Origin of the sequence: Schaedlerella arabinosiphila, assembly GCF_003885045.1 — a bacterium.
Lineage (GTDB): Bacteria > Bacillota > Clostridia > Lachnospirales > Lachnospiraceae > Schaedlerella > Schaedlerella arabinosiphila.
The window spans coordinates 538,359-553,559 of the sequence record NZ_RHJS01000002.1 but is presented as its reverse complement, the minus strand read 5'-3'; the positions used below and the strand labels follow the sequence as shown (position 1 = coordinate 553,559).

General features: G+C 49.9%; 14 protein-coding genes. 1 reads left to right on the top strand and 13 read right to left on the bottom strand.

Annotated elements, in window-relative coordinates:
* Window positions 1-67: 67 nt before the first annotated feature.
* The 10 genes from EBB54_RS03160 to EBB54_RS03115 form a co-directional block, all read right to left on the bottom strand.
* The gene (locus EBB54_RS03160) at window positions 68-259 is read right to left on the bottom strand and encodes a hypothetical protein (protein WP_004082528.1); all 192 of its coding nucleotides are present in this window, start codon (window positions 257-259) and stop codon (window positions 68-70) included.
* A gap of 88 nt (window positions 260-347) precedes the next feature.
* Entirely contained in the window at window positions 348-1,547 is a 1,200-nt protein-coding gene (locus tag EBB54_RS03155) for an NADH-ubiquinone oxidoreductase-F iron-sulfur binding region domain-containing protein (RefSeq protein ID WP_125126314.1), read from the bottom strand.
* Between the two features lie 4 nt (window positions 1,548-1,551).
* Window positions 1,552-3,666, bottom strand: a complete 2,115-nt coding sequence (locus EBB54_RS03150; protein WP_125126313.1) for an FAD-dependent oxidoreductase — start codon at window positions 3,664-3,666, stop codon at window positions 1,552-1,554.
* Window positions 3,667-3,776: 110 nt separating this feature from the next.
* A complete protein-coding gene (locus tag EBB54_RS03145; protein WP_004082531.1) occupies window positions 3,777-4,712 on the bottom strand; it encodes an ROK family glucokinase in 936 nt (311 codons plus the stop codon).
* Between the two features lie 41 nt (window positions 4,713-4,753).
* Window positions 4,754-5,920, bottom strand: a complete 1,167-nt coding sequence (locus tag EBB54_RS03140) for an MFS transporter (RefSeq protein WP_125126312.1) — start codon at window positions 5,918-5,920, stop codon at window positions 4,754-4,756.
* Between the two features lie 297 nt (window positions 5,921-6,217).
* A complete protein-coding gene (locus EBB54_RS03135) occupies window positions 6,218-6,562 on the bottom strand; it encodes a nuclear transport factor 2 family protein (protein WP_125126311.1) in 345 nt (114 codons plus the stop codon).
* Window positions 6,563-6,585: 23 nt separating this feature from the next.
* Window positions 6,586-7,113: a nitroreductase gene (locus tag EBB54_RS03130; protein WP_004082536.1), complete on the bottom strand. Its 528-nt coding sequence runs from the start codon at window positions 7,111-7,113 to the stop codon at window positions 6,586-6,588.
* 177 nt (window positions 7,114-7,290) lie between these two features.
* Window positions 7,291-8,736, bottom strand: coding sequence for an FAD-dependent oxidoreductase (locus EBB54_RS03125; protein WP_125126310.1), 1,446 nt, complete (start codon window positions 8,734-8,736; stop codon window positions 7,291-7,293).
* A 322-nt stretch (window positions 8,737-9,058) separates the two neighbouring features.
* The gene (locus EBB54_RS03120) at window positions 9,059-9,328 is read right to left on the bottom strand and encodes a type II toxin-antitoxin system RelB/DinJ family antitoxin (RefSeq protein WP_125126309.1); all 270 of its coding nucleotides are present in this window, start codon (window positions 9,326-9,328) and stop codon (window positions 9,059-9,061) included.
* Between the two features lie 84 nt (window positions 9,329-9,412).
* Complete coding sequence (locus EBB54_RS03115) at window positions 9,413-10,954, bottom strand: DUF5597 domain-containing protein (RefSeq protein ID WP_125126308.1); 1,542 nt, start codon at window positions 10,952-10,954, stop codon at window positions 9,413-9,415.
* A gap of 184 nt (window positions 10,955-11,138) precedes the next feature.
* On the opposite strand from EBB54_RS03115, the gene EBB54_RS03110 reads away from it, so the two are divergent.
* Window positions 11,139-11,957, top strand: coding sequence for a helix-turn-helix transcriptional regulator (locus EBB54_RS03110; protein WP_125126307.1), 819 nt, complete (start codon window positions 11,139-11,141; stop codon window positions 11,955-11,957).
* A gap of 16 nt (window positions 11,958-11,973) precedes the next feature.
* On the opposite strand, the gene EBB54_RS03105 is transcribed toward EBB54_RS03110, so the two are convergent.
* The 3 genes from EBB54_RS03105 to EBB54_RS03095 form a co-directional block, all read right to left on the bottom strand.
* Entirely contained in the window at window positions 11,974-12,849 is an 876-nt protein-coding gene (locus EBB54_RS03105; protein WP_125126306.1) for a carbohydrate ABC transporter permease, read from the bottom strand.
* Between the two features lie 13 nt (window positions 12,850-12,862).
* Window positions 12,863-13,759: a carbohydrate ABC transporter permease gene (locus EBB54_RS03100; protein ID WP_125126305.1), complete on the bottom strand. Its 897-nt coding sequence runs from the start codon at window positions 13,757-13,759 to the stop codon at window positions 12,863-12,865.
* A gap of 82 nt (window positions 13,760-13,841) precedes the next feature.
* Window positions 13,842-15,119, bottom strand: a complete 1,278-nt coding sequence (locus tag EBB54_RS03095) for an ABC transporter substrate-binding protein (protein ID WP_162307066.1) — start codon at window positions 15,117-15,119, stop codon at window positions 13,842-13,844.
* Between the last annotated feature and the right edge of the window lie 82 nt (window positions 15,120-15,201).

Genomic DNA, 15,201 nt, shown 5'->3' with positions numbered 1-15,201 from the left:
CTCCCGTTTTTCCACAGTCCCTAAGCCAAATGCCCCGCAGCAAGCTGCAGGGCATCCTGATTTATAGTTACTCTTTTATTTCATCAATATCTGTCAGATTGACACCCGCTACCTGCAAAATAGCTTTTAAAGATAAATAATCTTTTTTTAAACTTGCATATGTTTTCTCAGCATTTTCTTCTTTCGCTATTAACATATGCCGTTGAACTTTTTGAAACTGTTCAACCGCGTCTTTAGCAATCTCAACAGAATTTGGCATAGAACCGCCTCCCTTCCATAATGAAAATACCGTCTTGTGATATTCTCATTATATCAAAAGGCAATTTTCATGTAAAGTCTTAAACGCTTTAATACTTCTTGAACTTCCCAACCTTCGTCAGCCTGTTCGGCAGCTTCGGTACCTTGCCGGTAGTCTGCACAATCGCGTCCTCCGGACATACTTCCATACATTTCCCGCACTTGGTACAGTCAAAGTCATCGATCATATGGATATATTTTGCCTTTCCTTCGATACAATCCTTCGGACATACATCCACACATTCCTCACACCCGCTGCACAGCTTGGGATCAATGTAAATATTGACAAACGAAGCGCACACGCCCGCCGGGCAGTTTTTCTTCTTGATATGCGCCTCATATTCCTTGCCGAACAGCTCCGTGGCCGTCAACGCGATCTCCGCGGATACCTGCCCCATGCTGCAGGGCGTGGAGCAGCACATGGCCTCCCCGATCTCTTTGGTCAGATCCAGAAATTCCATCTTTCCTCTGCCTTCCGCAGTCTCCTTCTGCATATACTGCAGTTGGATCAGCCCTTCCCGGCAGAACACGCATTTTCCGCAGCTCTGCTTCCTGGAGGCGGTCAGCTTTTTCTCCGTCTCCGCCACGATACAGTCCTTCTCTGTCAGCACCCGGACCACGCCGTTTGCGATCCCGGCCTCCGCCGCGGTCAATTGCGCATCCTCCGGCTGGTGGAGCCGATATCCCAGAAGCAGCGCCTTCGCCCCTTCCGTGTCCGCCAGATCCGCGATCTTCGTATCTGCAGCCACCTTCTTCACTTCCCCGCCGTTGACCGACACATACACGCCGGGCGTATAAGCATCCGAAAATGCATCCGCCAGGTCTGCGCAGGTCACGATGTGGATCAGAGCATTTCCTTTATTTTCACGGATATTCAAAAATTCCGCCTTCACCTCTGTCTGGTATTTTGCCGCCGTATCCGCCAGGGATTCTGCCAGTGCAGTCTCCGCCTCCGGCACATACAATACCGTCTTCTCTGTACCCAGGGCATAGGCTGCGATGGCCAGCCCTTCAAAAATCTTCTCCGGGTCATTTTTCAGCACTTCCAGCAGCACCTGGTCTGTGTCTGCGTTGTTCAGCGCAGCGACAGCCGCAAGGTCCGTTCCCTCCTCCGCGTTTTCCGCAAGGGCCGCGTCGAAATGGGCGGTAAGGGGGCCGGCATGGATTCCGGATTCCTGGATCTCAAGCGCCGCGATCTTTTTCAGCACGTCTTCCCTGCTCATTGTTTTTGCATGTTCCAAAGCACCCATCACTCTACGCCTCCTTACTCTCTGAAAAATCGCCCCACAGGCTCGGTTTGGAAATCTTCAGGCGCAGGTCGCACTGCAGGCAGCGCCCCGCCTCCGCACAGATATCCCCATCGCAGATCCCGTGGTCAAACAAATTGAAATTGTCGCTTCTCTTCTCCGGTCCGTCCACCTGTGTATGCTTTTTCTCCAGGTATCCGAAGCCCGGGCACTGCCCGATGAAGGGATCTGCCTCCTGTACCGGAGCAAGCACCTCGGAAATGTCTCCGTCGCCGCCTAAGTACCTGTCTACCTCACTGGCCGCCTCCCGTCCGGACTGAATCGCCATGATCACGGATTTTGTCCCGTAAATGGCATCGCCTGCCGCGAAAATGCCTTCCACCGAGGTGGCTTTATTGGTTTCCATATCCTTTACCGCAATGGAATTGGCCCTTCCCAGCTCCAGCCCGGCTTCTTCCGTGATGTCCGGTCTCTGGCCCACCGCGAAAATCACCGTATCGCCTTCGATATGATGCTCGCTGCCCTCTTCTTTCTGGATGATGGCACGGCGGTTCTCGTCAAAGGTAAAGGATTCCACGTTCATAAAGTCTACGCCGGTCACATGGTCTGTCCCTGTGATCCGCTCAAAGGTCTGCGCCGGATGTACGAAGATGCCTTCCTCCTGGGCCTGCTCGATCTCTTCATCATCGGCTGTCATCACGTCCCTTGCCTCCAGGCAGGCCAGATGGATCTCCTCCGCGCCCAGACGTTTCGCCGTCCTTGCACAGTCAAATGCCACGTTTCCGCCGCCCAGTACGATGATCCGCTTTCCGATGCCGGTTTCTTTTCCCATGCTTGCGTTGCGCAGGAAATCCGCGTTCAATACCACGCCCTCCAGGTCATTTCCTTCCATGGGAAGGCGAACCCCTTTGTGTCCGCCGATGGTCATCAGCACCGCGTCGTATTCCTTGAGCAGGTCAACCGGCTTTTCCACCTTTGTATTCACTTCGATCTTTACACCTGCCGCTTCGATCACTGCCGCTTCCTCCGCAATGATCTCTCTGGGCAGACGGTAGGACGGGATTCCGTAAGACATCATGCCGCCGACCGTGGGGAGCGCTTCCTTTAAGGTCACCTCATGGCCCTGCTTGCGCAGGTAATATGCCGCTGTCAGTCCGGCCGGGCCGCCGCCCACCACACAGACCTTCTTTCCGGTATCCGCAAGCTGCTTGCCTTTTCCCTTCCAGCATGAGCCGGTGTCATGGTCCGCCGCATACCGCTTGATATCCCTGATGGACATCGCTTCGCTGACTTCTTTTCTCTTGCATTCCAGCTCACACACATGGGTACAGATGTATCCCAAAGCACGGGGGAACGGCACCTTCTCACGGATGACCGCAGCTGCCTCGTCGTATTCCCCGTTTTTCACATGGCGGATATAGCGCGGGATGTCGGTATGGGCCGGACATGCGTGACGGCACGGTACCACCGCATCCTCTTTCTTTACTTCCGAATTGATCACCTTGTCGCGGATGGTTCCTGTGGGACAGACTTCCGCGCAGGCGCCGCAGAACCGGCAGTCTGCGTCCTTTAAAAGCTTATTATGCAGCGTCCCTACATAGGTCTCCATTTCCTTCTTCTGGTACTGCAGAACCTTGACTCCACGCAGCTCGTTGCAGGCGCGCACACAGCGGCCGCAGAGCACGCAGCGGTTCATATCGTGGAGGATCAGCGGATTGCCTTCCTCCGCCTTGAATCCTTTGGTACGCAGTTTCAGTCTTCCAGTCTTGGGGCCGATATACTGGATCAGCATCTGCAGCTCGCAGTTGCCGTACTTCGGACAGGTGGAGCAGTCCTCCGGATGCCCTGCCAGCAAAAGCTCCAGCGCCAGCATACGGAGACGCTCGATCTCCGGTGTCTTTGTCCGGATGGTCATGCCATCCTTTGCTTTCAGTGTACAGGACGTCACCACGCCCTCCTGGCCTTCCACCTCCACGATGCACATCCGGCAGGAACCCAGCGGGTTCAAGTCCTTGTGATGGCATAAGTGGGGGATGTAGATGCCGTTTTCCAGGGCCGCGTCCAGTACGTTCTTGTTGTCCGATACTTCCAGGCGGATCCCGTCAATTGTTATGACTGCCATGTCAATCTCCTCCTCTTAATTTCCAGTAATTCCCTTCTCTTTCTCCTGATTGGCTTCATCTAACCTAAAAGTCTGCCGCCGGCAGCCTTTCCCTGTACGATTCACCGGGCTCAAAACAAAAGCCGCACACACCCATACATTCCCGCGTCATTTCCCAGGGTTGCCAGGGCGATCTCCGTCCCTTCGCTGGCATGAAACGCTTTCTCCACAAAATGTTTTTTGATTCCTTCTATTAAAAAAGCGCCTGCTTTCGATACACCGCCGCCCACAACAAAGATCTCCGGGTCAGCCACGCAGGAAATACTTGACATCGCCGTCGCAAGTATGCTGCAGAGCTGATCTGTCAGTTCTAAAGCCACGGTGTCTCCCTCTTTCGCCGCGTCAAAAATATCCTTTGCGGTCAGCGGCCGGATGTCATTCAGCTTTGTCTCCCTCGTCTCGCCGGAGAGCTTTTCCTGCGCCATCCGCACGATCCCGGTGGCGGAAGCGTACTGCTCCAGATGTCCTTTCTTTCCGCATCCGCAGGTTTGCGTTTCATCCTCCCGCATGAGGATGTGTCCGATCTCTCCGCCGGCCCCGTGATGGCCTGCCACGATCCTGCCGCCTATGATGATGCCGCCGCCCACGCCGGTTCCCAGGGTGATCATCACCACATCCTCATGGCCTTTTCCGCCGCCCTGCCACATCTCGCCCAGGGCCGCAACATTGGCATCGTTGCCCGCCTTTACCAGAAGGCCGGTTTTCTTATACAGCTCTGTCTCCACATTGAAAATATCCCAGCCCAGGTTGACGCATTTATAAACCGTCCCGTCGCTTCCCACCGGGCCTGGAACCCCAAGTCCGATCCCCTGGACGTCCTCTTTTTTGATCCCTTTTTCCTGGAGCTTTCCCAGAACCTCTGCGGCCACGTCATCTAAAATCGAAGCGCCTCCGTTTTCCGTATTCGTTTTGATTTCCCACTTTTCCAGAACGGTTCCGCTCATGTCGAAAAAACCGATCTTGCAGGTAGTTCCTCCGATATCCACACCAAATCCATATTGTTTCATATTATGTACTCCTTTGTTTGTCTGGCTGTTCCTTTTTTGTGTCATTGTCCTCGCTTTACGCGGGAACGCATTGCAGCTATCAGCATCAGAATCCCAAGCAGCAGCATACCGAAACATGCGACCCGGAACTGATTCACCGCAGAATTTTCACCCAGCAGGAGGGATGCCGCATTTCCCAGGACTGCCGGGGCAATCAGCCCGCCGATACCGCCGATGATGGAAAACACACCGCTGGCCTTCGCGACTGCGTTGGGTTCTACGGAAACCGAGATCTGCATAGAAGCCCCCGCCATAAAGCAGCTCAGGGAAACCCCGCAGAGCGCGCTTGCGATATAAACTCCCGCCATTCCCGGCAGTACCAGCAGCACTCCGTACCCTGCCGCCGCGCTGAGGATCGAGGCTGCCACCGTATACTGTCTCAGCAGTCCGGAAATCTTCGCAAAGAATGCGCCGCACATTAACGCGAAAACGGCATTGATCGTAGTCACAGCTCCGGTAACCGTGGTATCTTCTGTGATATTCTGCAGAATATAAATCCCCACGTTCATACTGTATGCATTGATAAACAACGTATGGGCAAATGAGGAAAAGGAAAGGGCATACACTTTTGCGTTCAGCTTCATCTCAGAAGCCTTTTCTATTTTCACAGGCGGCGTTTCTTCCAGAAGGAACTGTACAGCGCCCCAGGAAATAAACGCGATGAGATATGCCAGATAAAAGTAACGGAAGCTGATTCCGGAAAGTATGCCTCCCAGCAGGTTGCCCGCCATGGTGCCGACTCCCATGCCGACTACATGCAGTCCCATGTAGCCCGCTCTCTCCTGCTCCTCAAATAACTCTGAAATGATCGCCGTATTCATCGGCCCCATGATTCCAAATCCGAATCCGATCAAAAGCCTGGATAAAAACAGCACCCAGAACTGTTCCGAGAAAAACGGCACAATACCGCAGAAGCCGATGATCAAAAGCCCCAGCAGCACAATCTTTTTCTTGCTGGCCTTCGTCGTCCACCAGCCGATCAAAAGGGAGCCGAGCATCAGCAGCAGATAAGGCAGCGTCTGCAGAAGCTGCACCATGCTGGTTCCGTACTCGCTGTACTTCTCATTTAAGACTCCCAGTATCGGAGAAATGCCCGTGATATTCAATCCAAATGCAAATGCGATCAAAAATATGCTGACCGCTGTCCTGATTTTTCTGCTCCGTTCCATCCTCTGCTCCCCTCCTTTTTGTACAGGTAAAATTACGTCTTACAGAAAACCTGCCACTGGCAGCTTTTCTGCATACGATGGCATTCAAAACGGCGCGCACAGACTCTGCTGCCGTTTTGAACAGTTATGTATATGGGCGTTACATGTCACACCCCGACCAATCACCACGCTGATTGGTCGGAAGGATGCACATAAAAGCTGGTATTCAGGCCGCCCATTGCCGAAGGCAATTTTAAATGGCGGCCTGAGTTACAGGGCACGCCTGGTCAAGGTGTGACCTGTAACATATGGGCCGCATCACCCGCAGGGCTGCAGCACGTCCCAGTGCTCCGCCAGCATTCCATCCTCCAGCCGGTATATGTCTACCACACGGCATTTTGTATTTCCCTGGGGATCAACATTTTTCAGATAGACCGCAATCTTGTCCTTCTCTGCGATCATCATCTGGATATTCAGCCTAAACTCCGGATGCTCCGCAAATTTTTCACCGAATGCACGCTTTAAAGCTTCCCGGCCCTGATCCACGCCCGGATTGTGCTGGATGTAATCCTCCCTCACATATTTGTCTGCGGATTCTACAATATGATCATTGAAAAATTCCTGGTAAAATTTACGGATCACTTCTTTATTTTTTTCTTCCATTGTGTCTTCCCTCCATGATCAGGTTACCGGATGATCTTATAATAATCCGGTTTCCGTTTGATGGGCTCCGGAAAACCGTTTGCAGGATATCCAAGGATACAGGAGCCGACTCCGATGTATTCTCCTTCGTATCCGGCTTCCTTCAAAAGCTCCTTACCCAGCTCCGTTTCAAATGTTTCCCGAATCCGGTTGATCCAGCGGGAACCCAGGCCAAGCGCGTATGCCGCGTTGAACATATTTCCCAGGCACAGGCTTCCGTCCTGTACTGCGTCGGGCGCGTTCTTGTCCGCCAGCACCAGTATGATGGTCGGCGCTCCGTAGAACACGTCAAATCCCTCCGGCGCTCCGGCAATTTCCGCATTGAGCCTGCAAAGCTTCTGAATCCATTCTTTATTCTGCACCGCGATAAATACCGGGGACTGCCTGTTGCCGCCGGAAGGGGCATTCATTCCCGCTTCCAGCACGGCTGTCAGTTCCTCATCTGTAATCTGTTCCGCTTTATACTCTTTTACGCTTCTGCGGTTCTGAATATCTGATACAGTCTCTCTCATATATCCTCCTTTTTCCTCTCGAACAGCAGACCTCAAACCCGTCTGCTCGCAGACTATCCGCTGCATTTGCAGTCCCTGTTTGAGGTTGTTGGGCTATCCGCCCAATAACAATATGAAAAATCAGCCTTTTGCAAGTAAACTTGTACAGTCTGCTTTTTCATATTGCTGCTGTTCTGATTATTCTTCCACATATTCCGCCGCGCTCATTCCCGCGATACGCCCGGTATTTACCGCATATCCCATGGAATTTCCCGGGAGCAGGAACATATAGCTGTCGTCGTAAATGTTGCAGGAATCCGCGCCTGCCGCGTAAAGTCCCGGAACCGGCTCAAAATCCTTGTCGCATGCTTCACAGTTTTCATTGATGCGGATGCCGCCTACGGTTCCATATCCGCCCGGGCAGATCTTCGCGCAGTAGTAAGGAGCCTTCACCAATGGCCGCAGATATTTCTTCGGCTTGAAAAATTCCTCATCCACGCTGTCGCAGTAATCGTTGTATTCGTCCACTGTATCCACCAGATTGTCCACGTCGATCCCCGCCATCTCTGCCAGCTCTTCGATGGTGTCTGCCACAACAAGGCCGGTATTTCCGTTTTCCTGAGCCATCTTTACGCCTTCAATAAAGTCGGACACATCCGGATCCGGACGGACAAGGCTTACATTGTCTACACCGTTCTTTATGTAATATCTTACGATGGAAGAATCCACGATGCTGAACCCGCTGCGCTCCTTCTGATGGGAAACCGCGTTGGACAGGTAGGTTGTATTCTGCATATGATCCTCGTTCATAAAACGCTTGCCGAATTTGTTGACCAGAAGGTTGGGCTGTGAAAAGATATTGGAAACACTTCCCGGAAGGTCTTCTACACCTACCACGCTTGCAGCCTGCTCGATCCGTACCGGAAGCTTGTCAGCGCCTGCCTCCCATGCCATCTTAAGGCCGTCGCCCATGATGCCCGGGATTGCGAAGTTGAACATGTCTTTTCCGTGGATATAGCCTGTTTCCTCTTTGATAAAATCCGGATTGCAGCCCGCTCCGCCGGTGCAGATGATGGCAGCCTTACATGCAACATGAACTTCATTTCCATCCTTGTCTGTCGCCAGGACGCCTGCCACCTTTCCGTCCTCCATGATGATCTTCTTCGCCGGAGTTTCCAGAAGCACCTTCACACCCAGCTCCTGCGCCCTTGCATACAATGCCTTGTTCATAAAGGAAGCGGCTCTCGGTCCGATGCCGGTGTCAGTCTTTACGATATGCCAGGTAGGCTCTGACTTCGGGAAATAGCGGAACGCACCTTCAAATTCCACGCCCATGTCCTCCAGCCACTCAATAGTCTCCGCCGACTGCTCAAAATACCGTTTTACCAGTCTTGCGTCTACATTGTAATGTGTATATTCCATAAACATGTCGAACGCTTTTTCTACGGAAACGTCCTGCATGTTCTGCTTCTGATATCTGGTTCCGATTCCCAGCGGTCCCATCCCCATGTTCGCCGCTCCGCCGACTGCCGCCGCCTTCTCCAGAACGATCACTTCTGCTCCGTCCTCCGCTGCCTGCACTGCCGCTGACAATCCGGATGGTCCTGCTGCGATTACACAAACCTGTGCTTCATAATTTGCCATAAGTTTTTACCTCACTTTTCCTTGTTTTTTGTTCTTTATCTTTAACTTGATACTATTTTATCGTTTTTTTTGTCCATCCAATACTATGATTTAAACCAAAAACGCGGTTTTTTTTGTCCTGAACTCCCTGTTTTTATATTTAGGTGACAAAAAAACATATATTATTTTTGTTCTGCGGCTTAAAAAAGCTGCCGCACCGGAGGTTGAACACTGTATCTCCAATGCGGCAGCTTTTTAAGCTGGCTCCATATTTTATTTATCCTGCCCCTGCCAATATAAATAGTCTTCCCAGGCTTCCGGAAGAAATGTCAGGTTTATCATGTCATCCCTCCATTTCTTCTAACTCTGTGATTTTCTTATGCACAAGCTCTGTTTTTCCTTTTTGATAATTGCTGATCACGTTCTCTAAATGCTTTTGATTTTCTTCACTATAAAAGGGGTCAACCTTTAATTCAAAAGGAATTCCTCCATAGCTTATCAACTTCTTATAAAACAGATTTGTTGCTGTGGATAAACTCATTCCTAATTCTGAACAGATATTTTCCGCCCGCCTTTTTACGGTATCATCAACGCGAATTGATACATTTGCCATATTCTCACCTTCTCTTTTTTCTTAAATTATATGGCAAACTCTGATAAAAAGCAATACAAATCACTACATTGAATCACTTTTCAATCAATATTTGTACAATTCCACATACAGACATTCCGGCATATCTCCCAGCTTCAGCGCCATCTGCTCATCTCCATTCAGTATCCGCCCCGGCTTCCACCGGCCGTTTTCAATCTCCCCTTCCTCCAGCCGCAGGAAATTGACCTTCACATTTTCCCCGGCTTTCGCCTGGAACTTCAGCGTGCTCATCATTCCCACAATCAAAAACTGATTCTCTGCCAGCTCATACACCATTCCCGCCCCCAGCGGCTTTGCTGTCATGCGGGGCGCATACGCCACGGCAAGGTCGTACTTCTCAAACTGAAAAAACGCCCCATAATCTGTCTCCGACTTCCTGCACCAGCTTTGCAGATGTTTTGTCCCCCGGTGCTTCAGGTACAGCGGCTTCATCTGTTCCATCAGGCCATACGTCCTGCTCAGATATTCCTTGCTCCCCTCGATCTCAAATGCGGAGGGATCTATATTCAAAGCGGCCATCACCTCCATGGGCGGCCTGTCCACCGCCTCCGGCGGCAGCCCCAGTTCTTCCGCCCCAAACGGTGAATAACCGATCGCGTTGTGTTTCCCAAACGCATACATGCAGTAAGACGATGTCACCGCGTCTTTCCTGACCTCCGGGACAAACAGCGGATTTCCCTCATAACTATATTCATCCATCACATCCGCAGCATAGGGCACATAGATATCCGGCGCCAGGGTGAACAAAGAGGGCGCCGCCAGCTTCCAGATCCGGTGTACCTCCCGAATGGGGCCGCCGGATGGATAAGAGCCCGCGTACCAGGGATACTGTTTCAGCCATGCGTTGGTATAGCAGGGAAGCGGATATTCCTTCTGTCCGGCCCGTGTGATCTTCTCCACGGCCTTTGCAAAATGATATGCCATAAAATATTCTTCCGCATCCGCTCCAAAAGCCGCCTTCCAGTCTCCCGAAGCACCGTACTCCCCTGCCAGCTCTGCCGGAATTTCCCGGGCAAATGCCTCTCTTGCCGCCGGGCTGTAATCACAGGCGGTTCCCAGCAGGCCGATCTCATTTTCCACCTGCATGATCATAACCGTAGACTCCTCCTCGTCAATCTCCCGGATGTGGGCCATGATCTTTGAAAATGCCTGCGCATCCTTTTCCACTGCGGCTTCGCAGAGCGGTGAGATCGTATCCAGCTTTTCCCCGCTTACCTTTTCCGCCCGGAAATAAGCCGCGGTATCCTGCTTCATCCATGCCGGCACATACATGGATTCACTGTTTTTCCACAGTCCGAACCATAAAAAGATCAGATGTATATTCCGTTTTCTCGCCTGTCCGATCAGCCCGTCCAGAAGTCCGAACTGATATCTGCCCTCCTCCGGTTCGATGGTTTCCCAGTATAAAGGTACGATCAGAGAATTCAGGTTCAGTCCTTCCAGGTTGCTCCATACATGCCGCTCCATGTATTCCAGGCTGCTGGCGCTGGAATTGTGGATCTCTCCGCCAAGCACAAAGAAGGGTTCCCCTTTTACATATAATGTAGGGATTCCATTGTCATTTCTAATCTGCGGGATGTGGTTCATTGTTCTGTCCTCCTGATATTTTATTTCTATCTTTTCTGCCCTTATTATATCTCTGCTTGACATTTGATCTCAATCTTAATATCATAATATTTATATAACAATTTTAATATTAGTCTGCTGCTCCTAAAACATTGTCATTGTATACAGAATCCACACTGCATTCCAAGTATCACGAGGTGCCCCTATGATTTACCAGATCCACAATTCCCCAGACCAGTACACCCTCCCCCTGGCCCTTCACCTGTTCGGCCTCAACCATCGCCAGGAACCGATCCGCCGCCCTCATGGGATGCTCTGTTACCAGTGGTTCTACTGCGTCAATGGCCGGGGTGAATTTATCGTAAATAACCAGCGTTCCATCATCTCCGAAGGCCAGGGACTTCTGATCTATCCCCGGGTTTCCCATATCTATCAGGCCCTGACTCCTGACTGGACCGTGCATTTCTTCGGTTTTGGCGGTCCTTTGTGCCAGGAAGTCCTGACGGTCCTGCAGATGCACGAAACCGGAGTATACCATTTTTCCCGGCCGGAGGTTTTTATTGACCATATCCGGCGGCTCCATGAGCTCCATCAAAAAAAGTGCTCCGGAAAGACACGGGAATATTCCAAGGAGTGCTATGCATTTCTCCTGGATCTGTCCTCATGCATCACACGGATCAATCCCTCTTCTTATGTGGATGCGGATGATCTGATCACAGCGGTTATTTTCTATATGGAGCAGCATTATGGCAGAGATATTTCATTAGATGAGCTTGCAGGAGTGGTTGGATTGTCCAAAGAATATCTATGTACCCTGTTCAAAAAGACCATGAAGCAGACGGTCATGCAATATCTCCTGACCATCCGCATCAGCCAGGCCCGTACACTTTTGATCCGGTTTCCTGAGAAAAAGGTGCAGGAGATCGCGAAGCTGTGCGGTTTTGAAAGCCCCAGCTATTTTGGAAAAAAATTCAAACAGGAAACCGGGATGACTCCGGATGCCTTCCGGAAGAAGCTTGGCTGAATTTTGTAATTGCCTTCTAACCTTTCACTGCCCCACCAGTCAGCCCTTCTACAATCTGGGATGAGAATACAAAATAAATAATAATGATTGGTATCAGGGTAATAACAACGGCTGCCATGGATTCACTCATGTATTTGGTAAACTGTCCTACATAGCGATAAATAGCAAGTGTGAGTGTCGTTACATTTTTATTTCCTAAAAGTACCATCGGCATGTAAAAGTCATTCCACTGCCCAATTGCAGTGATCAATGCCATCGTAAATATAACCGGCTTTGTGATCGGAAGAATAATCTTAAAGAACAACCGTAAGTCACTGCATCCGTCCAACCTGGCAGATTCTTCCAATGCCGCCGGGATTGTGCGGAAAAATTTCTGAAAAATCAGGCAGGACATAGAGATTCCGGATATGTATACCAGAATCAGGCCTGACAGCTTATTCAGGAGTCCTAAGTTCCTTAAAATGATGAACAGCGGCAGGATACTAACCTGCACCGGCACCATCATACCTACCATAAAATAACCGGTCAGCAGGCTTTTTCCTTTAAACTGATAACGGGCAATGCCATATGCAGCCATGGAAGACAGCAGAATACAGCCGACGGTTCCACACACTGTCAATACCAAGCTGTTTTTAAAATAGAGGAGGAAGTCCCCGTCTATCAAAACCGATGCATAGCTGGAAAAGGAAACCGCCTTCGGCAGTCCCACAAAATTTGTAACCAGATCTCCTTTTGCTTTCAGAGAGTCCATTACCGTAACAACCAGGACAAAAATCGTAATGCAGGAATATAATATCATAATCAAAGAACAGATCCCCCGGATTACTTTTCCACTGGTTGAGAGCACCTCACCGCTGCCCTGGGAAAAATCCGCCTGTTTTTGTTTTGCCATAAATGTCCCCTCCTTAATTGTCGTATTCGAATTTTGTAAGCACCTTATTCTGGATCAAGGTTACCACCATCATGACGATAAACATGATTACTACGATAGATGCCCCGAAGCCTAAATCCGATTTTCCATTGAGGCCGCTTCCAAAAGTATACCGGTAAAATACCGTATTCGCGAAATCCAACGTTCCATTGATACCGCCGTTCGATCCGCCCAGTATGAACGGCAGATCAAAGATTGCCAGCGCCCAGATCGTACTCATTGTGATATTCGATGCGCAGGACGGAAGAGACAATGGCAGAAGAATATGAAGGAAACGCTGCCACTCCGTACATCCGTCAATCCTGGAAGCCTCCATGACATCCTGGGAAATATCCATAAAGTTGGAATAGAAAATCATAATTCCTGATCCTGATCCCTGCCAGAGAATCAGAATGATCAATAGCTTGAAAGCCCACTTCGGATCTCCGAACCATGCCCCCGGCTCCATTCCTATACTGGTCAGAAATGTATTCAAAAATCCAATATTCGGGTTGAAGATCAGTGTCGCGAAAAAGCTGACGATCGTGGTACTGATGACATACGGCAGAAATACCATGAATTTAATATATTGATGCGCCGGGATTTTGATATACAGCAAGTATGCCACCAGATACTGGAATGGCGTGATAATCAGCCAGACACATAATAAATACTTCAGGTTGTTTTTCAATGCATTGAAAAATTCCGGCGCAAAGCGTGAATCTGTAAAGATTGTTATAAAGTTTTTGATACCGACAAAGTGAATATCTCCCATTCCTGACCAGTCCGTAAAACCAAGGAACATGACAATAATAATAGGAAGGACGATAAAAATTGAATACAGGATAAATGCCGGTGTAATAAATAACAGATAATTCCTGTTTTTCTTCATAGAGATTACCTCCAAATTTTTCTATATTGGAGGCTGTGGTCTTTCTGACACGCCACAGCTTCCATTTCTTTGTTTTTACAGGTTACTCCATCTCTGCTCCAAGTTCATCCATTAATTCATCCACGGTCATCTGTCCATCAAATACCTTCATAAAATCAGAATCCCATATTGTAGACGCATTTCCAGTAGAAGAATGGCTGCTCAATACGTTCTGCCAGCTCCGGTATGTATTCCCTCCGCCGCTTTCCGAAATTTCCTTTGCGATCTCAGTGCTTGCTTCAATTTCTTCGCTTCCGGAAACCGCGCCCTGGGACTGTACCCATATCGTCTGCGCTTCTTTACTTGCACAGTAATTTGCAAAAGCTACAGCCGCATCCATGTTCTCAGAAGCCGCGTTTACAGAAAACCCATTCGCGGAGGTTCCTACCAGGCCTGTCGTGCCATCCTCGGACGGAATGGTAAATGCGCCAAAGTTCAAATCCGGATTGTTCTCTGAAATCGTAGCCGCGTCCCAGGAACCTGCGATGTTCATAGCCGCTGCTCCCGTCGTAAATGCCAGGATCTGTGCTGAATTATCAATGACCCCAGTCCAGTTGCTGCCAAAATAGCCTTCCTCTGCCCAATCTACCATTTTCTGCAGCGCTTCTCGTGCCGCATCGTCATCGGCCTTGCTTGTGTAGTCACGGAGTCCTTCGCAATACTCTGGATCATAGGCTGCCAGAACAGGCTCATAGGCAAATAATGCGGACCATGAATCATGAGCCAGTGAAATAGGAGTGATGCCAGCCTTTTTTATATCAGCCAGAAGATCTTCAAATTCACTGAATGTTGTTGGAACCTCCCATTTATTTTCCTCAAACATATCTTTGTTATAGAATACGGTACGGGTATCTAATGTCATCCATGGCACAGAATAGATACCGTCATCCATCGTTGCCAGATCCATAGCCGCGTCAGAAATGAAAGAATAATCCACCAGATCTGTCAGATCAGCACAGGCATCATTGCTCACCAGATCCGGCATATTTGCGGTTGCCGTTCCATTTGTCCAGAACAGATCCGGACCGGAACCGGACTGAATCGCTGTCTGAAGCAGGCTGTAATAATCACCATCCGCTTTGATCTCGTAATCTACCTCTACGTTTGGATACTCTTCCTGAAATCCTGCTATAATCTGTTCCAAACTGTCCTCAAAGCTGTAATCATGCTCCCATATGGTAATGGAACCAGACACACCGCCCTCTCCTGAATCTCCGCCGTTATCAGAAGCTCCGCTGTCAGATGACGCCCCGCCTCCGCCGCATCCTGCAAGTGACACTACCATAGCCATTGTCATTGCCAAACATAACTTCTTTTTCATAATAAGTTCTCCTTTTCTCTTTGAATTTGAATCCGGCTGCTGCCGCTTTTGATTGATTACATTATAAAAAATCCCCTGCTTT